The organism is Paracoccus sp. MKU1, from assembly GCF_001447385.1.
Classification (GTDB): domain Bacteria; phylum Pseudomonadota; class Alphaproteobacteria; order Rhodobacterales; family Rhodobacteraceae; genus Paracoccus.
On record NZ_LLWQ01000063.1, the window covers coordinates 1 to 18,131 of the forward strand.

An 18,131-nucleotide genomic window follows, 5' to 3' on the forward strand; every position below is an offset into this window, starting at 1 on the left:
CCAGAGGCCCGGCGGCACCAGCCGCCGGGTTTTCCATGTTCGCAGCGGATCGCCCCGAGGCCGCGCCGGCAAGAGAAGGCTTCCCGACCGGCTCGACCGGCCAGAGATCCTCCGGCGGGGGGCCGGCTGCCTTCGCCCGACCCCAATCCAATCTTTCTCCCGAGAAGAGAAAACAGTGGCTTGGGAAAAGGGACTGGGGAGCGAGGCAACAGGAGGGCGAAATCCGGCGTGAGCACCAATCCCGATGCAGGATCATGGGTTGAGACAGGGACGGCGGTTCGCGAAGAGGCTGATAACCCACCTAAGGGATTGAAAATAATGGATAAAGCAATGCAATTGGCTTGCGCTAGAGCCTTGTTTTTGCTAGACTATTCGTAAGGCGCGGAGGTGGTCGCCACCCGCCGGCGCGAAGCTCCCCGCAACGCGGGGTCGGGGTGGTGGAAGGGGCCGGACGGATCGGCCCCGGAAGCCGGAGACACGCCGATGCATACCGCGACATTCGAGATCAACCTCCCCAGCAACCCGCTGGCCCGCCGCATCAACCTCGAGGACATCGAGATGGGCATGGATGCCGATACCGGGGTTAAGGCCCGCGCCAGCCGCGACAGCATGACCCTGACAGTCATTGTCCGCGCCACCGATGCCCCCGACGCCGCGAACTGGCTTCGGAAGGCGGGCCTGATCTGACCCCGCCGACGGAAGCGCACAGCCCTTCAGGCGGAAACGCCCAAGGGGTCGCGGCAGTAGAAGCGCCCGAATCGGACCGGGGCGCAGATCGGAGAGCAACCATGAACCACCCGACCACGGTGACCGAACTGATGGCCGAAGCCGCCAACGCCCTGATCCGCCGCGACCCGCAGCGGCTCGAGGAACTGGAGCGGATCAGCAGAGGATGGATGCAGACTCAAGACGAGGAACTGGCCCAGATCATCCTTCTGCAGGCGATGACCGAAGCCGCCGACCTCCTCCTGGACACCCCGAGCGAGATCGAGAGTGCCTAACGCTGTGCACGCCGACAGCCCGGCCCCGCCATCGTGGGATTCGCGGCAGCAGGAAACCACCCTACCAGGAGAAACGAACATGACCGCAGCCGAACGCACCGCCCGCCGCCTCGCCAATGCCGCGACCCTCGCCACCGCCTTTGCCGAGGGTCGATTCCGCAAGGTGACGGTGAGGGAAGCATGGGGCCTCGGATGGGACGCCGAGGCCGATGAGCCGGAGGTTTTCACCGAAGGCGGGTTGCACGCGATCCTGAACGCCGACCGCACCGAGATCCAGATGATGGCCGACGATGAAGGCGAATGCTGGACCATCCAGATCGCGAGCGGAGAGTTTTGCCACGCCTGACCCGTCAACAAAAACAGCGTCCCCGCCGAGACAAATGGACTTGCGGGCTCATGCATCCGGCGTGTGCGGCAGGCAGGTGCCCGCTGGAAACGCAGCGGCGTCGCTCCGGGCTACTTGTCAGGCTTTGGCGGCTCCGCAGATGGCAGCCGGTTGCCTTCCGCAGGCCGCTTAAGCAGGTCGGACGCTTCCATTTCCAGGACCGAGGCCAGGCGATCCACGACATCGATGCTGGCGCCGTAAACGCGGCGCTCCAGTGAGCTGATATAGGTTCGATCGACATCCGCACGATGGGCGAGCTCTTCCTGCGACAAGCCTCTGGCTTGCCGCGCGGCCCGCAGATTGTGCGCGAATATCTCCCGAATCTTCATCACCGACAGATCGGTGACTTGATGAGCATTCCACCACGGAGTATTCTCTACAATTGACTGTGGATGCGTTTGTCTTCGGATGCCCTGGTATTCGGAGTTGCAGGCGGCGGACATGCATGGCTATCGATGCGATATGGGATCGGACGGTGCGGATGACGATTTGTTGTGGAACACGGCCCGGCATGGAATAGTGCCCCTGCGGAAAACATCGTAATCGCCGCCTGGACGGGGAGAGGGGATGTGACGGAAAAAGACTATCTCGAGGACGTGCCGACCGGACCAGAACTGACGGATTACGACCGTCGGCACCAGAAGCTCTACATGCGGCTGCATGATTCGGCTGACGACGGAGCCGACTGGCGCGAAGCCGTCCAGATCCTTTTCGGTCTCGATCCTAATCGCGAGCCGGAACGGGCGCGCAGGATCTACGACAGCCATCTCGCCCGTGCGCGCTGGATGAAAAAGGACGGCTACAAGCTGCTGCTGCGCGACGGTCGCTGACCGTAAGACGAAAACCGCCGATTTGCCTCTGCCGCACCCTCCCTTGCCCGGAAAGGGGTTTTAGCGCAGACAAATGAGCCCGACCCTTGGTTGAACGCGCGAGAAATGGCTTCAACCTTGGGGTATGGACATGAAACCCGACCTGTCGAAGTGGCGATCCTCGCCGAGCTACGATTTCGTTGACGAAGTTGCAGCGCCCGATCTCGCCTGGGAATGGCTGCGGCGCAACGAGGACTATCAGCAGGACTATCGCGCCGTCGCGCGGAAGGCGACGGACGCGCCCGCCGTCCTTCGGTTCCGGAACCGCTGGGGGCTCACGTTTCCCGGTCCGGCCCGGACTGTCCTGCGCCGATACGCCGGTCTACTGGCTGCCGTCCTGCGATCCCGGCAGCATCGTGCTGGATGCGGTGCCATCCGTCCTGCCTGTTGAGGGCAACCTGTCCGACCTTCTCGCGGTGAAGGATGTCAGGGTAGCCGATGGCACATATTTTCGTTGCGATATCGGCCATGGCCGGAGCCTGCATCTCCTGCGGCTGGCGGGCGTCGATACGAATGCGCCGCTGGCCGTTGTCATCCCGCTCGACGCCGATGGTCTCGACCGGATCGAGGCCGCCACGCGCCTCCTCTGCTTTCTCATGCGGCGCGGCGTGCCGCCGGACGGGCGCCTGACCGAGCGGCAGCGCCGGCGGGCGCGTCGGATGCTGCAGGCCATCGACGGGCGCATGAGCGGGGCGAGCTATCGCGAGATCGCCCGCGCGATCTATGGCACCGACCGTGTCGGCGACGAGCCGTGGAAGACCTCCGCCCTGCGGGATGCCGTCATGGGCTTCGTCAGGGACGCCCGCGCGATGATCGGCGGCGGCTACTGTCGGCTGTTGCGGCGGCGACGGCGGAAGTAGCTGTCGGGACTGTCGGGACGGTGGCCTTCCAATCCTTCGCGCAACGTCGCAAGGTCTGCCCCGGACCAGATGCCCGCCTCAATTCCGCTTCCCGAGAACGATCATGACCAATACGCCGGATTTGCTACGACTGATCGCGACAGTCTTCATCGCGGTGACCTGCGTGGTCATCGGGGATACGGCGGGCAAACTGTTGACCGGCGGCGGGGTGGATCCCTTTATCGTGGCATGGTCGCGGTTCCTCCTGGCCGCGCTGATGCTGCTTCCGTTCAGTGGATTGACCCGGCGGGAACTGCCGGCCTTGCTGGACTGGCGCGTTCTGCTGAGGGCGGGATTCATCGTTTGCGGGATCTGCTGCATCCTGACGGCCCTGAAGACGGAACAGATCGCCAATGTCTTCGGAGCCTTCTTCGTCGGTCCCATCGTGTCCTATGTCCTGGCGATCCTGTTTCTGGGCGAGCGGCCATCGGCGCAGAGAAGTCTCTTGCTGGCGCTCGGTTTCGCCGGCGTGATGCTGGTGGTCAAACCCGGTTTCGGCAGCTCCGCTGGCATGGCTTTCGCTCTGGCGGCGGGAACGTTCTACGGCGCCTATCTGGTCATGACCCGCACCCTGGCGGGAGCCTTCCGGCCGCGCTTCCTGCTGATCTCGCAACTGCTGATCGGAGCCGTGGTCCTGACGCCCTTCGGCCTGCAAGCCGATTTTCCTGTGCCGGACGTGCCCTTGCTCTCGCTTCTTCTCGTCAGCGCCGTCGGGTCGGCTTTGGGCAACTATCTGCTGGTGATGGCCAGCAGGAAGGCCGAAGCCAGCCTGATCGCGCCCCTGGTCTACAGCCAGCTGATTTCGGCCACCGCGCTGGGGATTGTCGTCTTCGGCGATTGGCCCGATCTCGTATCACTGGCGGGGCTGGTGCTGATCGCCGTTTCGGGGCTGGGCTCGCTGCTGGTTCACCAGCGTGCGGGCAGGGGGCGCTTATCGACCCCGCCTTGCCCGCGCACGCCGTGATGTCGCTGGACGTCCGGAACCGCCGGCATGGAACCTCGGTAATCCTGCGCCGTCGGAAGGAGGCGTGGTCCCGCCGTCTTCCGCAGGCGCTTTCGCGGGATCAATCCGAAGCAGTCCTTGCCTGAATGAACCCTCCGACGGCAACGCCCTGCTCGTTGGGGCGGCTGGGCTTGCCGCTGCCCGTCAGGATCCGAGCAGCCGCATGCCGGCATGGCTCGCGGCGCCGCGGTCAAAGGTCAGGGTCTCGACGCAGCCCTCGAGCCGCCCGCCATGCGCGATCAGCGCATCGGCGAAATCGGCCTTCGTCGCCCGATAGGTGGCCAGCGCCAGATAGCCGGCCTCGGTGCGCTCGACGATCAGTTCGCGCGACCGCAGCAGCACCTCCACGGCATCGGCGATGGCCTCGCGCGTCATCCGGTAGGAACGGGTCAGCACCCAGACGGTTTCCACCAGAACCACTTGCGAGATGAAGCCGGGTTCTTCCGGGGTGAAGCTCTCGACGATCTCGGTCGCAAGAGGCGATTGCACAGCGTCGTCCTGCGCCAGATAGCGCACCAGCACATTGGTATCGATGCCGATCATTCGCCGGTCGCTGCGCTCAGGATCGCCGCCTGCATGTCCTCAAGGCTGACCGGCCTGTCGGGCCGGGGTACGATGCCTTTCAGCGAGCGGATCGAATGCGAGGCGGGCACGACCGCGTAATGGCCGTCGTCCATGCGCACGAAATCCACCCGGTCGCCGGGCGTCAGGCCCATATCGAGGCGCACCTTCTGCGGGATGGTGATCTGGCCTTTCGAGGTGATGGTCGCCGTGGGCATGATCGTAGTCCTTTCGATTAGTAAGGATAAAAGTAAGGATGACATGGCATCACGTCAAGCTTCGTGGTCCGGGAGTCAGCCAGGGGGGTGAGAATTAGGCACCCATAACTTCGCACTCCCTGCTGCCGTTTCTTCTCCGTCACCCTGTCCTCCATACGCCGCTGCCCGCCAGCGGCCCCGCGAACCGCACGGAGGCCCGACGATGAAGCCCGACCTTACCGACCTGCCGCCGCGCTTCCTGCGCACCCCGGAAGCCGCGTATTTCCTCGGCCTGTCCGGCCGGACGCTGGAAAAGCACCGCAGCTTCGGCACCGGCCCGGTGTTTCACAAGCTCGGCGGCCGCGTGGTATACGCCATCGACGATCTGCAGGCCTGGGCCGAGCGCGGCGCCGTCACCTCGACCTCCGATCCGCGCGGCACGGTGTTGCCCGCCAAGCGCCATGCCGTGACGCCGCCGGCCCATGCCGGCCGCTACCGGCGCTGAGGGGGCAGGGATGAGAGCGCCCCGCCGCCCCCGTCTTTCCGGCGAGCGCCGCCGCCTCAGCCCCTTCGTGGTGACGGGGGCGGGAGGTGAGGTGCGCCCGCGCGATCAGCGCGACCTGATGGAACGTCCGTTCTTCTCGCTCGCAAAGACCAAGCGCCTGACGCCCATCCACTACGAATCCGGCGGTGTCCAGGTCCATGTCCAAGGCTTTCCCGAACACGGCATGGCGACCATCTGGGATGCCGACGTGCTGATCTGGGCCGCCAGCCAGATCGTCGATGCCGAGAATGCCGGGCTGCAAACCTCGCGTTTCTTGCGCTTCACCCCCTACCAACTGCTGACCGCCATCGGCCGCCAGACCGGCGCGCGCGACTATCGCCTGCTCAAAGGCGCGCTGGCGCGGCTGCAATCGACGATGATCCGCACCACGATCCGCCATGGCGAGCATTGGCGGCGTCACCAGTTCTCCTGGATCGGCGAATGGGAGGAGATGACCACGGCCGCCGGCCGGGTCGAGGGCATGGAATTCGTGCTGCCCGAATGGTTCTATCGCGGCGTCCTCGATCGCTCGCTGGTCCTGACCATCGACCCGGCCTATTTCCGGCTCAAGGGCGGCATCGAGCGCTGGCTCTACCGCGTCGCCCGCAAACATGCCGGCCGTCAGCCGCAGGGCTGGTGCTTCGACATCCCGCATCTGCATGCGAAGTCGGGCAGTCTGGCCAAGCCCGCAGATTTCGCCTGCGACATCCGGCGCATCGCCGCCCGCCAGTCTCTGCCCGGATACCGGCTGCGGATCGAGCGCGTCGACCACGTCGAGATGCTGCGGATCCTTCCTGCGAGTTATCCACAGTTCCCTGTGGATAACTGTGTGAACGGTATCGGGACTTCGGGCGTCGGAAATGTGGACGGTATCGGGACTTCAGGCGTGCGACTATCGGGACTTCGGGCGTGCCAGGGGCAGTCAAGCCTTTGGTCCGACGAACGGAATCCGTCCCGTAACTTATCTAACTTAAAAGACTCTAACATGGTAGAAGCGCGCCGGGCGGTGGATAACCCCCGCCCGGACGCCGATATGGTCCCTCATTCGCGAAATCGGCGCGGGCCGGAAGGGGGCGGTGAATGACCTCGCTCGCGCTTCCCCCGTTGCAGCCAGGAGCATGCTTTCGCTTTTCGCAGCCATACCATGATCCGCTGCGAGAACCTACGACATCCTACGCCCCGATGCGCTCTTCCGCCGATCGCATGACGCGGTGGCCGTCATGACGGACAGGATCGCTTCATGCGGTGGAAAAGGCGAAGAGCCTGCCGAGAACCCGTCTCTCACCTTGGTGGACCTGATCTGGCAGGAGAAGCGGGTCGAGCACTGGCTGCGTTTCGGGCGCTTCTGCCACGAGCACCGGATCGACCGCCAGCGCCGGACCGTCGGCTTCGCGCCCGGCAGCGTCTTCGCCTTCGTCCGCTGGGCAGGCAACGATTACGGCACCGTGGTCTCGCGCCTCGACATCCTGCGCGCCGTCGGGCGGGGCGAGCCGTTCCAGACCCTGCCCTGCGTCCGCCCCGGTGCCGAGATCCTGCTCCGGGTCAGCGGCTGGCCGAAGGTCGAGCGGGTGCTGCAGGTTGTCGACGCCATCGAGGCGCTGGGCATCGACGCTCACGCGGTCTCGCCGGAGCACTGGCGGCATGTCCACAACCGCATCGCCGCGGGAGAGCCGTTCCGGACCTACACCAAGGCCCAGCATGCCGCATGGCTGAAGCGCCGGAGGGTCGGGGCATGATGCGCGTACTCGATCTCTTCAGCGGTGCCGCCGGCGGCTGGTCGCTCGGCCTGCATCGGGCGGGGCTCAACACCATCGCCGCCTGCGAGATCGTGGAATGGCGCCGCATCCTCTATTCGGAGAACTTCCCGCATGTCAGACTCTACGCCGATATCCGCGACCTCACGGCAGCTCGACTTGTTTCCGACCTCGGCTGCCTGCCCGACATCGTCGTCGGCTCGCCGCCCTGCCAGGACATCAGCAGCGCCAACACGAAGGGCAAGGGGATCGAGGGAGAGCGCTCGGGCCTCTATCTCGAGGCCGTGCGGCTGGTCGGAGACTGCCGCCCTCGCTGGTTCGCTTTTGAGAACAGCTCTAACTTGCGAACTCGCGGCGCCGACCGGCTGCTCGATGAGTTGGAAGCGCTCGGCTACGCCTGCTGGCCATGCGTGGTGGGTGCTGCGGATATCGGCGCCAACCATGTCCGCAAGCGGTCCTGGCTCATCGGCTGCGACCCCGGTCAGCTTGCCCGTGTCGCAATCCCAGCAGGGTGGCATGCGGATGGAGGGTGGCTCGGGCGCAGGGAAGGCGATGAAGGAGTCGGGTCTCTCCGACCTGTTCCGCAACCGTCCGCTGCCGACGCCGATGGCCTCGGACGGGATGAGGGACGGCGCTGGCGGGGGCGCGGGATCGACATATCCGCTGCGGATGATCCTCGCCACGCCGCGCAAGACGGATGCGGATCGCGGCGGAAGGGGCGACCTGCTGAGCCAGCTTCAGGGGCACAACAGCCGCCATGCGGGGATGATGGGCACGCCGACGGCGAATGCGGCGCCACGCGGCAGCGTCTTGCGCAAGCACAAGGGCCGGATGACCTCGGATCAGGACCGTTTCGACCGCAGCCCGACGATCGGCAAGGCGCTGCATTTCGACGGGCCGGAGACGACCTGCGGCATGATGCCGACGCCGGTGAAGCCGAACGGCGGCAGGACGCTGAGCCCGCAGGAGATCGAGACCGGCAAGCGGTCGAACGGCGTCAAGGCGCAGATCGACACGCCGAACCTGCTGCGCCATGCCCCCGAGATCCTGCCGACGCCGACCAAGCGCGACAGCCGCATGGACGGCTGGAGCCCGGCCTACGACCGCCGGAAATCCCCGACCATGGACGCGGTGATGGATGGCGCGATGACGGATCGGGCGCCGGACAAATGGGCGGGCGCGCGGGCGCTTGCGGCGATGCTGCAGAGCCATGGCCTGACTGGAACGGCGGGTTTGCCCATCACCTACGGCTGGATGATGGGCTTTCCGCCTGGCTGGCTCGGACGCGCATTGCGCTCGGCAGCCGCAAGGGGACGTCTGCGGCCGGTCTGATCGTCGAGGCCTTCGGCGACGCGGTGGTGCCGCAGATCCCCGAGGCCATCGGCCGCGCCATCCTCCGCACCGAAGCCGCGCTGAACGCGGTCCTGGGTGAGGCGGCGGAAAGCCGTGTCACCACTGGCGGCGGTGCGTCCACAAGCACGGTCACGGGTGATGTCGCGACCGACAGCGATGCTGCAGGCACCGCGCCCAACGACGATCCTGCGGATCACGGGGGGCGCGTTAAGACCCGCAGAACCCGCATCACATATCTCGCCGCAATCGCCGCCGCCGTGCTGCTGATCGGCGGTATTTCCGTCACCGACATCGCGCCTGGGCTGATCTGGAACGCCAGTGCCAGCTTGCCGCTTGGCCTCTACCGCGTCGAACCGCCGACCGATCTCGCCCTCGGCGATCTGGTCGCCGTCGCGCCGCCCGAACCGCTGGCGCGGTTCGTCGCCGCGCGCGGATATGTAGGCCCCGGCGTGCCGTTGCTGAAGCGCGTGGCCGCGCTTCCCGGCATGCGGGTCTGCCGCATTAGTAGCACGATCACCGTCGATGGCCAGCCGATCGGCGCGGCGCGCGAGCGCGACCGCCTCGGCCGCCCGCTGCCAACCTGGCAGGGCTGCACGGTCGTCGGCGCGGGCGAGGTCTTTCTCATGAACCGGGAGGCCGAAGACAGTCTCGACGGCCGCTATTTTGGCCCGCTGCCGCTCGGCAGCGTCACCACCCGCATCGTGCCGCTCTGGACCGATGCGGCGGGCGACGGTCGCTTCCGCCGGCCTGCGACCGGGGCGGAAAGCGGCCCCCTGAACCTCTCTCCAACCGCAACCGAAGGAACCAAATGATGCCACAGATCGGAGAATTCACCCGCACGCAATCGGGCTACGAGGGCCGCGTCCGCACCGTCACGCTCGACCTGCAACTGGTCTTCGTGCCCACCTACAATGCCGATATCGAGAAGGCGCCGGATTACCGCATCCATCTCGACGGCGAGGACGGCCCGGAGATCGGCGCGGGCTGGACCCATAGCGGCGAGAAGGCCGGAACATATATCTCGGTCGCCTTCGACGATCCGGCGCTCGCACAGCCGATCCGCGCCCGGCTGTTCCAGTCCGACGAGCAGGGCCGCAACTGGGGTCTGCACTGGTCGCGCCCCAGAAAGCGCGACGAGCGGGACTGAGCCATGCCGTTCACCGTACCACACCATGCCGATGGGCGGGCTTGCGCCGCCCGCCGCATGGCCGCCCTTCTGCTTTCCGGCCTGGCCTTCGCCGTCCTCCCGGCTGCCGGCCTGCTGGCGCAGACCGTGCAGCCGATCGCGCAGCAGGCCGGCGATCCCTTCGCGTCCCATGTGGCGGAAGCCTCGCTGCGCTTCGGTATCCCGCCTCACTGGATCCGCGCCGTGCGCCATGTCGAAAGCGGCAGCAATCCGCACGCCGTCTCACCGAAGGGCGCCATGGGCCTGATGCAGGTGATGCCGGAGACATGGGCGGCGCTGCGCGCCCGCCATGCGCTCGGCAGCGATCCGTTCGATCCCCGCGACAACATTTTTGCGGGCGCCGCCTATCTGCGCGAGATGCATGACCGCTACGGCAATGTCGCCGCCATGCTGGCCGCTTACAATGCCGGGCCTGGACGCTACGACGAGCATCTGGCCTCGGGCCGGGCCCTGCCGGCCGAGACCCGCGCCTATGTCGCCACGCTGGCGCCGCTGCTGAGCGGCGACCCGCTTCCCGGCACCGTTTCCGCCGCCGCGCCGCCGCCCGACTGGCGCGAGGCGCCACTCTACGTCGGCACCTTGATCGACAGCCCGGATTCGGAGCGACCCCAGCCCGGCGGTCTGTTCGTGCGCCGATCCGATACAGAACCACCGCAGTCCGATGGCGCATTGGTTGCCGATCCGGAATCGCCGGCCGAACTGTCCGACACCGCTTCGGACGCCTTCGCGCCGCAATCCGATGCGCTGTTCGTTCGCCGCTCCGATGCGGGATCCGTGCAATGAAAAAACATTCCAAACATCGCGCCACCTGCACAGACAGGAGCCCGCAGCCATGAAGATCGCTTATGCCGACCCGCGCTATATCGGCTGCGCACATCTCTACCGCGACCGTCCCGATTACGCCGGCGAGGTCGATCATGCGGCGCTGATCGACCGGCTGGAACGCGATTACGACGGCTCGATCCTGCACGCCGCCGCGACGCCTCGCTCTTTCGCCCTTCTCGCGCCGCTGGTCAAGCCGACGGGCGCGCGCTGGATGGCCTGGGTGAAGGGTTCCGCTGCCTTCAAGCGCAATGTCCCGGTGGCTTATGCCTGGGAACCGGTGATCGTCAAACCCGCCCGCAAGCATGCGGTCAGCAAGCGGCTGGTGCTGCGCGACTGGGTGCAGGAAAGCATCGCTCTGCGCCGCGGACTGACCGGCGCCAAGCCGGAAGCCGTCTGCCACTGGGCCTTCGAGATGGCCGCCGCGCGGCCCGAGGACAGGCTCGACGATCTGTTTCCCGGCACCGGCGCCGTCACCGCCGCGTGGCACACATGGCAGCGGAAGTTCACCCTGCCGGACGATCCGCAGCCTGCTCTGCCGCCGTCGGACAGCGCTCGTCGGGGACGATCCCGCCTGAGGAATCCGTCATGACCGCATCCGTCCTTTTCCTGCACGTTGGCAGCCGCGCCGTCGCCCGCTGCTGCGATGAATGGCGACCCGTCGCCGAGTCGATGACAAGGGGAGGGGGTGAAGTCGAGCGATCCTGCTCAGCTTCGACACATGGTTCCGCCGCGAGTATGGATATCCCGCAGCATCGCCCGCAGCACGGCGAAGTCGATCCGATCGGTATTGCGATAGCGCACGCAGCCTTTGCCGCAATCGATGCCGGCAAGCCGTTCGCGAAACCGCTCGACCGTCGTGGGGCCGGCGTAGAAGGCGATGTGGCGTTTCTGTGCATTGAAGCTGACGGCATTGTCCCGGCCGGACGGGCCATAACCGGGCATGCCCCATTGCATTCGCTCCTCCCAGTTGGCCAGTTCCTGACGGCAGGCCGCCCGCAACTGCTCGAAGATCGGCCGTTCGGCTGCCGCGAGACCATCGAGCCAGTCGTCCACGCTCGTTGCCTGCGATTGCACCATGCCCGGTCCTTCCCCGCCATCGTTCGCCGCCATCGCCGCCAGGCGGTGTCCGGCAGCCGTGCCGCCAAGGCTATCATCTCCGACCGACCGGGCGAAGGGATGAGATGCGCGCGCCGGTCGACCTCCGCCTCATCGGCGCCCGATTGGTTGCGCGATCCGCAGCCCGCTCTGCCGCAGTCGGGCAGCGTCCGCAGGAGGCGCTCCCGCCCGGGAGGGGCCTCATGAGCCCCAATCGCCGAAATCGCACTGTAGCGTATCCCAGCGCAGGAACGGGCGGCGCGGTCCTTTGGGCCACGCCGCCCTCAGGGCTATGGCAAGGTAAAAGCCCCGGCCCGTCAAAGACCTACGCCATTGACATGGCGGGTCTTTTCCGGGGCCGGTCGGTCGGCGGCGGTGCCGCGTTTTTGGGGTTTTGCCGCGATTTCAACGCCGATTTCGGCACTGTTGCGGAAATCGCCGGGCAGGGAGGTCCGTCATGAGCCATGACGACCGCGAGTTCCGCATCCGCCCGGGTAGGCCGCGCTCGACCCCGGTGCCCCGCAGCGGCAGCTTCGTCAATCGGGTGCTGCGCGCGGCGCGGAAGGCCGGGCCGGTTCGAAAGGCGGCACCGGCCGGGGGTTCGTCGTCCAGATCGAAAGGGCTTCCCCGCACCGGCCACTCCACCTTCGGGCGGGGGCGAACGAGCTTCAGCCGCTCGCGGCTGTTCTCGCCGCAGCGCCGGGTGGTGGTGAAGGCGCGGGTGGTCCGGCACAGGGGGCGATCCTTCCGCTCGGCGCCGATGACGGCCCATCTCGCCTATCTCCAGCGCGAGGGCGTCCGCCGCGACGACAGCGACGGGCTGATGTTCGACGCCACCTCCGACGATGCCGACGATCCCGCCTTCGCGGAACGCTGCCAGGACGACCGGCACCATTTCCGCTTCATCGTCTCGCCCGAGGATGCGTCCGACATGACCGACCTGCGCGCCTTCACCCGCGATCTGGTGAAGCATATAGAAGCCGATCTCGGCACGAAGCTCGACTGGATCGCCGCCGATCACTGGAACACCGACAACCCGCACGTGCATCTGCTGCTGCGCGGTGTCGACGAGACCGGCAAGGATCTGGTCATCTCGCGCGACTATATCAGCTACGGGCTGCGCTCGCGCGCCGAGGATCTGGTCGCCCTCGAACTCGGACCGAAGCAGGAGCACGAGATCCGCTCCGCCCTGGAACGCGAGGTGACGGCGGAACGCTGGACCCGGCTCGATGCCGCGATCCGGCGCCAGGCCGACGAACTGGGCTTCATCGACCTGCGTCCCGACGCACCGATCAAGGGTGAACCGGTGAGCCGCAGCCCGGAACCTCGCCGGCTGATGATCGGGCGGCTGCAGCATCTGGAGAAGATGGGCCTCGCCACATCGGCCGGTCCCGGCGAGTGGATGCTGGGGCTGGAGGCGGAAACCACCCTGCGCGATCTCGGCCGGCGCGGCGACATCGTCAGCCGGATGCATCGGGCCTTCGCCGGGCGCGGCGAGGAACGGGGCGTTCTGGACTTTGTCACCGACAGCGGCCGCAACGGAGCGCCCGTCATCGGGAGGCTGGTCGATCTCGGGTTGCATGACGAGCTGACCGGCGAGGCCTATGCGGTGATCGACGGCACCGACGGCCGCGCCCATCACATCCGCCTGCGCGGGATCGAGGCCTTCGACCAGGCGCCGCCGCTCGGCGGCATCGTCGAATTGCGCCGCTTCGGCGGGCCGGAGGATCCGAACCCGACCCTGCGGCTCGCCCATCGTTCCGATCTCGATCTGCAAGCCCAGATCGCCGCGCCCGGCGCCACCTGGCTCGATCACCGGCTGGTCGAGCGCAAACCGATGCCGCTGGCCATGGGCGGCTTCGGCAGGGAGGTGCGCGAGGCCATGGATGCCCGCGCCGAGCATCTGGCCGGGGAAGGCCTGGCCCGGCGCGAGGGGGAGCGCATCCTGCTGCGCCGCCATCTGCTCGCCACCCTGCGCCGCCGCGAACTTGATGCCGTCGGCGCCGATCTCGCCCGGAAAACCGGGCGGCAGTATGTGCAGGCCCGGCCCGGCGATCATGTCGCCGGCACCTGCGGCCGGCGAATGTCGCTGTCCTCGGGCCGCTTCGCTGTCATCGAGGGTCCCGGACCCGGCGGGGGCCTGGGCTTCCAGCTGGTGCCCTGGTCGCGGGATCTCGAAGACCGGGTCGGCCGGCATGTCTCCGGCGTGGCGAAACCGGGCGGCGGCATCGACTGGTCGCTGGGGCGCAGGCGCGACCTCGGTCTCTGACGAAAGGAGATATTACCATGACCGGCACGAAGATCCTCTGGGGCCAGATCAGCGTGGTCTTCCTGATCGTGCTGATCTTCGTCTGGTCGGGCACGCAATGGACGGCCTGGCGGCTCGGCTTTCAGCCGCAGCTCGGCCCGGCCTGGTTCGAGATCCGGGGCATCCCGGTTTATTACCCGGCGGCGCTGTTCTGGTGGTGGTACTTTTATGATGCCTATGCGCCGCGCATCTTCATGGAGGGCGGCATCATCGCGGCCTCGGGCGGGTTTCTCGCCATCAGCATCGCCATCCTGATGTCGGTGATGCGCGCCCGCGAGGCCGAAGATGTCGAGACCTATGGCTCCGCAAGATGGGCTGGCTGCGCCGAGATCGAGCGAGCCGGGCTGCTCGGTCCCGACGGCGTGGTGCTGGGCCGATACGAGCAGGACTACCTGCGCCACGATGGCCCGGAACATGTGCTCTGCTTCGCCCCGACCCGCTCCGGCAAGGGCGTCGGGCTGGTGGTGCCGACCCTGCTGACCTGGCCGGGCTCGGCCATCGTCCACGACATCAAGGGCGAGAACTGGCAGCTCACAGCCGGGTTCAGGGCAAAGCACGGCCGGGTGCTGCTGTTCGATCCGACCAATGCCGGGTCCGCCGCCTACAATCCCTTGCTGGAGGTGCGGCGCGGCGAATGGGAGGTGCGCGACGTCCAGAACATCGCCGACATCCTCGTCGATCCCGAGGGCTCGCTGGAAAAGCGCAACCATTGGGAAAAGACCAGCCACGCCCTGCTGGTCGGCGTCATCCTGCATGTGCTCTATGCCGAGCAGGACAAGACCCTGGCGCGGGTCGCAGCCTTCCTCTCCGATCCCCGGCGTTCGATCGAGGCGACGCTGGCGGCGATGATGAAGACCCCGCATCTCGGCGAGGCCGGGCCGCATCCGGTCATCGCCAGCGCCGCGCGGGAATTGCTCAACAAATCCGAGAACGAACGCTCCGGTGTTCTCTCCACCGCGATGTCCTTCCTCGGCCTCTATCGCGATCCGGTCGTCGCCCAGGTCACCAGCCGCTGCGACTGGCGCATCGCCGATCTGATCGCGGCGGAAAAATCCTCGACGCTCTATCTGGTGGTGCCGCCCTCGGACATCTCGCGCACCAAGCCGCTGATCCGGCTCGTGCTGAACCAGATCGGCCGCAGGCTGACCGAGGATCTGCATGCGAAGGACCGGCGGCACCGGGTGCTGATGCTGCTCGACGAGTTCCCGGCCCTCGGGCGGCTGGACTTCTTCGAGAGCGCGCTGGCCTTCATGGCCGGCTACGGCATCAAGTCCTTCCTGATCGCGCAGTCGCTGAACCAGATCGAAAAGGCCTATGGCCCGAACAACTCGATCCTCGACAATTGCCATGTCCGGGTCAGCTTCGCCACCAATGACGAGAGGACCGCAAAAAGAGTCTCCGACGCGCTCGGCACCGCCACCGAGATGAAGGCGATGAAGAACTATGCCGGCCACCGCCTCGCGCCCTGGCTCGGCCATATCATGGTCTCGCGCTCCGAGACCGCCCGGCCGCTGCTGACGCCCGGCGAGGTCATGCAGCTGCCGCCCGAGGACGAGATCGTCATGGTTGCCGGCACCCCGCCGATCCGGGCCAGGAAGATGCGCTACTATGTCGATCCGCGTTTCAGGGAGCGGGTGCTGGCCTCGCCCGATCCGCGCGAGGTCGTGCGATCCGCGCTGCCGGACGATTGGACCGGGCTGCAGCCGCCAAATCCGGAGGCGGATGGGGCAGGGGAAAGTGAACCAGATCACACCTTGCGCCAGGACAAGGCCAATTCCGGTCTGCGCCGCGAGCCGGAACTGCCCGAGCATGTCGAGATCGTCCACGAGCGAAAGGAGCCGTCACCCGAGGACGAGTTCAGAAACCTGCTCGGCGACGACCAGGAGGCTGCGGCGCGCCGGCGGCAGGCGCTGCGCCGCAAGATGAGCGGCATCGCCCGCCAGGCCTCGATGGATCCCGGCGACGACATTCCGATGTGACGACATTCATCCGCAGGAAGGAGTCCGGCCATGCGCCAGCGTCTGAACGTCTATTTCCCGCCCGCTCTGCTGCGGCAGATCTCCGATCTCGCGGACAGCAGGAAGGTCTCGCGCTCGGCCATCGTCGAGGCCGCCGTCGCCTCGTTTCTCTCGCCCGACGATGCCGACCGGCGCGAGGCGGCCTTCGCCCGCAGGCTCGACCGCATGTCGCGCCAGATCATGCGGCTGGAACGCGATGTCGGCCTTTGCGCCGAAACCTTGGCGCTCTTCGTCCGCTTCTGGCTGACCGTCACGCCGCCGGTCCCGACCGAAGGCTATGCCGCCGCCCAGGCCAAGGGCCGCGAGCGCTTCGAGGGCTTCGTCGAGACCCTCGGCCGCAGGCTGCAATCCGGCGAGAGCTTTCTCAGGGAAATCCCGGAGGATGTAGCGGGAGCGGTGGAGGGTCCGGAAAAGGCCGACCCTGCCGGTGAGGGGCACCGCACCACTCCGTGACTGACGGCAGTCCGCCAATACGCATATTGCGTATTGCCGTTTGGCATATGAAGGCTATATTGATGCCAAATGCAGGAGGCGCAGATGCAGCTTCATCCCATTGCCGCAACCCCGGCCCGTGTCGGCAGTCCGGTCATCACCGATGAGGAAGCCGGGGCGCTGGCGCGCACCACCGTCAATCTGTTCCGTGCCTGGGGGCTGACCGATGCCGAGGCGAGAACCCTTCTGGGCGGCATGGCGGCCCGGACCTGGGCGCGCTGGAAGGACGGCGAGATCGGCCGGATCGACCGGGATCTGAGGATGCGCATGGCCCATCTCATGGGGATCCATAAGGGGCTGCGCTATCTCTTCAAGGATCCTGCTTGGGGGTATGCGTGGGTGCGCAAACCCAATGCGGCTTTCGGTGGCAGTTCCGCCCTCGACATCATGCTGCGCGGCGAATTGTCCGATCTGGCGCTGATGCGGGAATGGCTCGACGCCGAGCGCGGTGCATGGTGAGCGGCCTTGCCGTGAAGCGACGGGTGACGTGGGACAGGACCTGGCGCATCATCCGTTCGATCTGGCCGCCGGTCGACCTGTTCGAGGATATCGCCGATCCGCGTGACTGGGAGGCGCTGGTGTCCGTCGAGGCCAAGACCAATCCCCGCATCCGCAACGAGGTCGGCGATCTGGGTAAGGTGCCGGCCGCGCGCCGGGTCGGAGGGCCGGGCGCCAGCCTGGTCATGGCGCCCTTCGTCCATTGCTCGACCGCGCGCCCGGGCCGCTTCACCGACGGCAGCTACGGCGTCTACTATGCCGGGGACCGGGAAGAGGTCGCGCTGGCCGAGACCATCCACCACCATGCGAAGTTCATGGCGGCGACCGAAGAGGCACCCGGCTGGACCTCGGATTTCCGCGCCCTGGTCGGCTCCATCGACCGGAGCCTGCACGACGTGAATGCCGTGCCGGATGTCCTGCATCCGACGGATTACGCGCCATCGCAGGCGGAAGGGGCGGGGCTTCGCGCGGCCGACAGCGACGGTCTGCTCTGGAACAGCGTCCGCATGCCGGGTGGGCAATGCATCGGCGTCTTCTGGCCCGACGTGGTGAGCATCCCGGCGCAGGGCTCGCATTTCTGCTATCATTGGAACGGTAAGCGGGTCGATTTCGTCAAGCGCCACGATACCGGAGAGATCCTCGAGGTCAGCTGAACACCCGTGCGATTCGGTCGGTCTGCCCTCGCGGCGCCCGGTTTCCGGAAAAGGCGAAACCGCCGTTTCCCTGTCTTTCTACGCCAGACGACGACGGCAGTTGAATAGCTGTTGCGCGGCTGCGTTTTGAGGCTCTTTTAGTCGACCCCATCCGGGGGCCTTCCTCTCGCCGCTCCGGAGGAACGGGGGACGGGATGGCAGGTTCGGACCACATCGAGGCAAGGGTGGAGCGCGGCGCCCGCATGCTCCGCACCGCGCTCGGGCCTGCCATCTCCGCCCTGTTGCGGGATCCCGATATCGTCGAGGTGATGCTGAACCCGGACGGCCGGATCTGGGTCGACCGGCTGCGCGACGGGTTGGCGGAAACCGGCCAGGTCCTGCCCGCATTCGACGGCGAGCGCATCATCCGGCTGGTCGCGCATCACGTCGGCGTCGAGGTCCATGCCCGGAGCCCCCGCGTCTCGGCGGAACTGCCCGAGACCGGGGAACG

The 18,131-nt window shown here is 66.9% G+C and carries 23 protein-coding genes and 3 pseudogenes; 22 read left to right on the plus strand and 4 right to left on the minus strand.

From position 1 onward, the window contains the following. The first annotated feature begins 483 nt into the window (after nucleotides 1–483). The 3 genes from AQY21_RS03555 (at nucleotide 484) to AQY21_RS03565 (ending at nucleotide 1,347) form a co-directional block, all read left to right on the plus strand. Complete coding sequence (locus AQY21_RS03555; protein WP_058096435.1) at nucleotides 484–687, plus strand: hypothetical protein; 204 nt, start codon at nucleotides 484–486, stop codon at nucleotides 685–687. A 101-nt stretch (nucleotides 688–788) separates the two neighbouring features. Next, the gene (locus tag AQY21_RS03560; RefSeq protein WP_058096436.1) at nucleotides 789–1,001 is read left to right on the plus strand and encodes a hypothetical protein; all 213 of its coding nucleotides are present in this window, start codon (nucleotides 789–791) and stop codon (nucleotides 999–1,001) included. A 79-nt stretch (nucleotides 1,002–1,080) separates the two neighbouring features. Next, nucleotides 1,081–1,347, plus strand: a complete 267-nt coding sequence (locus tag AQY21_RS03565) for a hypothetical protein (RefSeq protein WP_058096437.1) — start codon at nucleotides 1,081–1,083, stop codon at nucleotides 1,345–1,347. Between the two features lie 110 nt (nucleotides 1,348–1,457). On the opposite strand, the gene AQY21_RS03570 is transcribed toward AQY21_RS03565, so the two are convergent. Then, nucleotides 1,458–1,829: a helix-turn-helix domain-containing protein gene (locus tag AQY21_RS03570; RefSeq protein ID WP_238986683.1), complete on the minus strand. Its 372-nt coding sequence runs from the start codon at nucleotides 1,827–1,829 to the stop codon at nucleotides 1,458–1,460. A 207-nt stretch (nucleotides 1,830–2,036) separates the two neighbouring features. On the opposite strand from AQY21_RS03570, the gene AQY21_RS03575 reads away from it, so the two are divergent. From AQY21_RS03575 to AQY21_RS03585, 4 genes are all read left to right on the plus strand, one after another. Then, entirely contained in the window at nucleotides 2,037–2,216 is a 180-nt protein-coding gene (locus AQY21_RS03575; RefSeq protein WP_369807746.1) for a DUF2285 domain-containing protein, read from the plus strand. Nucleotides 2,217–2,346: 130 nt separating this feature from the next. Beyond that, complete coding sequence (locus AQY21_RS27535) at nucleotides 2,347–2,646, plus strand: transcriptional regulator domain-containing protein (RefSeq protein ID WP_082657968.1); 300 nt, start codon at nucleotides 2,347–2,349, stop codon at nucleotides 2,644–2,646. Beyond that, nucleotides 2,612–3,115 (plus strand): DUF2285 domain-containing protein, encoded by a 504-nt coding sequence (locus AQY21_RS03580; protein WP_238986684.1) that lies wholly within the window; start codon nucleotides 2,612–2,614, stop codon nucleotides 3,113–3,115. The genes AQY21_RS27535 and AQY21_RS03580 overlap by 35 nt, the downstream gene beginning before the upstream one ends. A 103-nt stretch (nucleotides 3,116–3,218) precedes the next feature. After that, nucleotides 3,219–4,118: a DMT family transporter gene (locus AQY21_RS03585; RefSeq protein WP_058096439.1), complete on the plus strand. Its 900-nt coding sequence runs from the start codon at nucleotides 3,219–3,221 to the stop codon at nucleotides 4,116–4,118. A 183-nt stretch (nucleotides 4,119–4,301) separates the two neighbouring features. On the opposite strand, the gene AQY21_RS03590 is transcribed toward AQY21_RS03585, so the two are convergent. Then, nucleotides 4,302–4,700, minus strand: a complete 399-nt coding sequence (locus AQY21_RS03590; RefSeq protein WP_058096440.1) for a PIN domain-containing protein — start codon at nucleotides 4,698–4,700, stop codon at nucleotides 4,302–4,304. After that, nucleotides 4,697–4,936 (minus strand): AbrB/MazE/SpoVT family DNA-binding domain-containing protein, encoded by a 240-nt coding sequence (locus AQY21_RS03595; RefSeq protein WP_058096441.1) that lies wholly within the window; start codon nucleotides 4,934–4,936, stop codon nucleotides 4,697–4,699. Before AQY21_RS03595 ends, AQY21_RS03590 begins: the two co-directional genes overlap by 4 nt. 202 nt (nucleotides 4,937–5,138) lie before the next feature. On the opposite strand from AQY21_RS03595, the gene AQY21_RS03600 reads away from it, so the two are divergent. The 9 genes and pseudogenes from AQY21_RS03600 to AQY21_RS03635 all read left to right on the plus strand — a co-directional run bounded on the left by AQY21_RS03600 (nucleotide 5,139) and on the right by AQY21_RS03635 (nucleotide 11,166). Continuing rightward, entirely contained in the window at nucleotides 5,139–5,420 is a 282-nt protein-coding gene (locus AQY21_RS03600; RefSeq protein ID WP_058096442.1) for an AlpA family transcriptional regulator, read from the plus strand. A 10-nt stretch (nucleotides 5,421–5,430) separates the two neighbouring features. Continuing rightward, a pseudogene (locus AQY21_RS03605) lies at nucleotides 5,431–6,255 on the plus strand (replication initiator protein A); the annotation flags it as partial. 424 nt (nucleotides 6,256–6,679) lie between these two features. Continuing rightward, the gene (locus AQY21_RS03610) at nucleotides 6,680–7,195 is read left to right on the plus strand and encodes a DUF2840 domain-containing protein (protein WP_058096444.1); all 516 of its coding nucleotides are present in this window, start codon (nucleotides 6,680–6,682) and stop codon (nucleotides 7,193–7,195) included. Continuing rightward, a pseudogene (locus AQY21_RS29600) lies at nucleotides 7,195–7,683 on the plus strand (DNA cytosine methyltransferase); the annotation flags it as partial. The gene AQY21_RS03610 and the pseudogene AQY21_RS29600, both read left to right, overlap by 1 nt. A gap of 82 nt (nucleotides 7,684–7,765) precedes the next feature. Further along, nucleotides 7,766–8,545 carry a hypothetical protein gene (locus AQY21_RS29605; RefSeq protein ID WP_058096445.1) on the plus strand — a complete coding sequence of 260 codons (780 nt, stop codon included), beginning with the start codon at nucleotides 7,766–7,768 and terminating at the stop codon, nucleotides 8,543–8,545. Nucleotides 8,546–8,793: 248 nt separating this feature from the next. Beyond that, the gene (locus AQY21_RS03620) at nucleotides 8,794–9,378 is read left to right on the plus strand and encodes a S26 family signal peptidase (protein ID WP_058096454.1); all 585 of its coding nucleotides are present in this window, start codon (nucleotides 8,794–8,796) and stop codon (nucleotides 9,376–9,378) included. After that, complete coding sequence (locus AQY21_RS03625) at nucleotides 9,378–9,713, plus strand: DUF736 domain-containing protein (RefSeq protein WP_058096446.1); 336 nt, start codon at nucleotides 9,378–9,380, stop codon at nucleotides 9,711–9,713. The genes AQY21_RS03620 and AQY21_RS03625 overlap by 1 nt, the downstream gene beginning before the upstream one ends. A 3-nt stretch (nucleotides 9,714–9,716) precedes the next feature. After that, nucleotides 9,717–10,535: a lytic transglycosylase domain-containing protein gene (locus AQY21_RS03630; RefSeq protein WP_058096447.1), complete on the plus strand. Its 819-nt coding sequence runs from the start codon at nucleotides 9,717–9,719 to the stop codon at nucleotides 10,533–10,535. 49 nt (nucleotides 10,536–10,584) lie between these two features. Further along, nucleotides 10,585–11,166 (plus strand): hypothetical protein, encoded by a 582-nt coding sequence (locus AQY21_RS03635; protein ID WP_058096448.1) that lies wholly within the window; start codon nucleotides 10,585–10,587, stop codon nucleotides 11,164–11,166. Between the two features lie 116 nt (nucleotides 11,167–11,282). On the opposite strand, the gene AQY21_RS03640 is transcribed toward AQY21_RS03635, so the two are convergent. Then, nucleotides 11,283–11,654: an iron chaperone gene (locus tag AQY21_RS03640; RefSeq protein WP_036756101.1), complete on the minus strand. Its 372-nt coding sequence runs from the start codon at nucleotides 11,652–11,654 to the stop codon at nucleotides 11,283–11,285. A 475-nt stretch (nucleotides 11,655–12,129) separates the two neighbouring features. Between AQY21_RS03640 and AQY21_RS03645 the strand changes: the two genes are divergently transcribed. The 6 genes and pseudogenes from AQY21_RS03645 to AQY21_RS03670 all read left to right on the plus strand — a co-directional run. Further along, a complete protein-coding gene (locus AQY21_RS03645; RefSeq protein ID WP_058096449.1) occupies nucleotides 12,130–13,941 on the plus strand; it encodes a DUF3363 domain-containing protein in 1,812 nt (603 codons plus the stop codon). A 17-nt stretch (nucleotides 13,942–13,958) separates the two neighbouring features. Then, nucleotides 13,959–15,959: a conjugal transfer protein TraG gene (locus AQY21_RS03650; protein ID WP_058096450.1), complete on the plus strand. Its 2,001-nt coding sequence runs from the start codon at nucleotides 13,959–13,961 to the stop codon at nucleotides 15,957–15,959. A 30-nt stretch (nucleotides 15,960–15,989) separates the two neighbouring features. Continuing rightward, nucleotides 15,990–16,451 (plus strand): CopG family transcriptional regulator, encoded by a 462-nt coding sequence (locus tag AQY21_RS03655; RefSeq protein WP_058096451.1) that lies wholly within the window; start codon nucleotides 15,990–15,992, stop codon nucleotides 16,449–16,451. An 84-nt stretch (nucleotides 16,452–16,535) separates the two neighbouring features. Next, a complete protein-coding gene (locus tag AQY21_RS03660) occupies nucleotides 16,536–16,949 on the plus strand; it encodes an MbcA/ParS/Xre antitoxin family protein (protein ID WP_058096455.1) in 414 nt (137 codons plus the stop codon). Further along, nucleotides 16,943–17,641 carry an RES family NAD+ phosphorylase gene (locus AQY21_RS03665; RefSeq protein WP_058096452.1) on the plus strand — a complete coding sequence of 233 codons (699 nt, stop codon included), beginning with the start codon at nucleotides 16,943–16,945 and terminating at the stop codon, nucleotides 17,639–17,641. The genes AQY21_RS03660 and AQY21_RS03665 overlap by 7 nt, the downstream gene beginning before the upstream one ends. A gap of 194 nt (nucleotides 17,642–17,835) precedes the next feature. Further along, nucleotides 17,836–18,131 (plus strand): annotated as a pseudogene (locus AQY21_RS03670) (Flp pilus assembly complex ATPase component TadA); the annotation flags it as partial.

Excerpts from the sequence above, each read along its gene's own strand:
- AQY21_RS03560 (WP_058096436.1), top strand. The coding sequence starts at position 789 with ATGAACCACCCGACCACGGTGACCGAACTGATGGCCGAAGCCGCCAAC.
- AQY21_RS03575 (WP_369807746.1), top strand. The coding sequence starts at position 2,037 with ATGCGGCTGCATGATTCGGCTGACGACGGAGCCGACTGGCGCGAAGCC.
- AQY21_RS03590 (WP_058096440.1), bottom strand. The coding sequence starts at position 4,700 with ATGATCGGCATCGATACCAATGTGCTGGTGCGCTATCTGGCGCAGGAC.
- AQY21_RS03555 (WP_058096435.1), top strand. The coding sequence starts at position 484 with ATGCATACCGCGACATTCGAGATCAACCTCCCCAGCAACCCGCTGGCC.
- AQY21_RS03585 (WP_058096439.1), top strand. The coding sequence starts at position 3,219 with ATGACCAATACGCCGGATTTGCTACGACTGATCGCGACAGTCTTCATC.
- AQY21_RS03625 (WP_058096446.1), top strand. The coding sequence starts at position 9,378 with ATGCCACAGATCGGAGAATTCACCCGCACGCAATCGGGCTACGAGGGC.
- AQY21_RS03645 (WP_058096449.1), top strand. The coding sequence starts at position 12,130 with ATGAGCCATGACGACCGCGAGTTCCGCATCCGCCCGGGTAGGCCGCGC.
- AQY21_RS03650 (WP_058096450.1), top strand. The coding sequence starts at position 13,959 with ATGACCGGCACGAAGATCCTCTGGGGCCAGATCAGCGTGGTCTTCCTG.
- AQY21_RS03600 (WP_058096442.1), top strand. The coding sequence starts at position 5,139 with ATGAAGCCCGACCTTACCGACCTGCCGCCGCGCTTCCTGCGCACCCCG.
- AQY21_RS03570 (WP_238986683.1), bottom strand. The coding sequence starts at position 1,829 with ATGTCCGCCGCCTGCAACTCCGAATACCAGGGCATCCGAAGACAAACG.
- AQY21_RS03660 (WP_058096455.1), top strand. The coding sequence starts at position 16,536 with ATGCAGCTTCATCCCATTGCCGCAACCCCGGCCCGTGTCGGCAGTCCG.
- AQY21_RS03665 (WP_058096452.1), top strand. The coding sequence starts at position 16,943 with ATGGTGAGCGGCCTTGCCGTGAAGCGACGGGTGACGTGGGACAGGACC.
- AQY21_RS03655 (WP_058096451.1), top strand. The coding sequence starts at position 15,990 with ATGCGCCAGCGTCTGAACGTCTATTTCCCGCCCGCTCTGCTGCGGCAG.
- AQY21_RS29605 (WP_058096445.1), top strand. The coding sequence starts at position 7,766 with ATGAAGGAGTCGGGTCTCTCCGACCTGTTCCGCAACCGTCCGCTGCCG.
- AQY21_RS03630 (WP_058096447.1), top strand. The coding sequence starts at position 9,717 with ATGCCGTTCACCGTACCACACCATGCCGATGGGCGGGCTTGCGCCGCC.
- AQY21_RS03595 (WP_058096441.1), bottom strand. The coding sequence starts at position 4,936 with ATGCCCACGGCGACCATCACCTCGAAAGGCCAGATCACCATCCCGCAG.
- AQY21_RS03610 (WP_058096444.1), top strand. The coding sequence starts at position 6,680 with ATGACGGACAGGATCGCTTCATGCGGTGGAAAAGGCGAAGAGCCTGCC.
- AQY21_RS03635 (WP_058096448.1), top strand. The coding sequence starts at position 10,585 with ATGAAGATCGCTTATGCCGACCCGCGCTATATCGGCTGCGCACATCTC.
- AQY21_RS03640 (WP_036756101.1), bottom strand. The coding sequence starts at position 11,654 with ATGGTGCAATCGCAGGCAACGAGCGTGGACGACTGGCTCGATGGTCTC.
- AQY21_RS27535 (WP_082657968.1), top strand. The coding sequence starts at position 2,347 with ATGAAACCCGACCTGTCGAAGTGGCGATCCTCGCCGAGCTACGATTTC.
- AQY21_RS03565 (WP_058096437.1), top strand. The coding sequence starts at position 1,081 with ATGACCGCAGCCGAACGCACCGCCCGCCGCCTCGCCAATGCCGCGACC.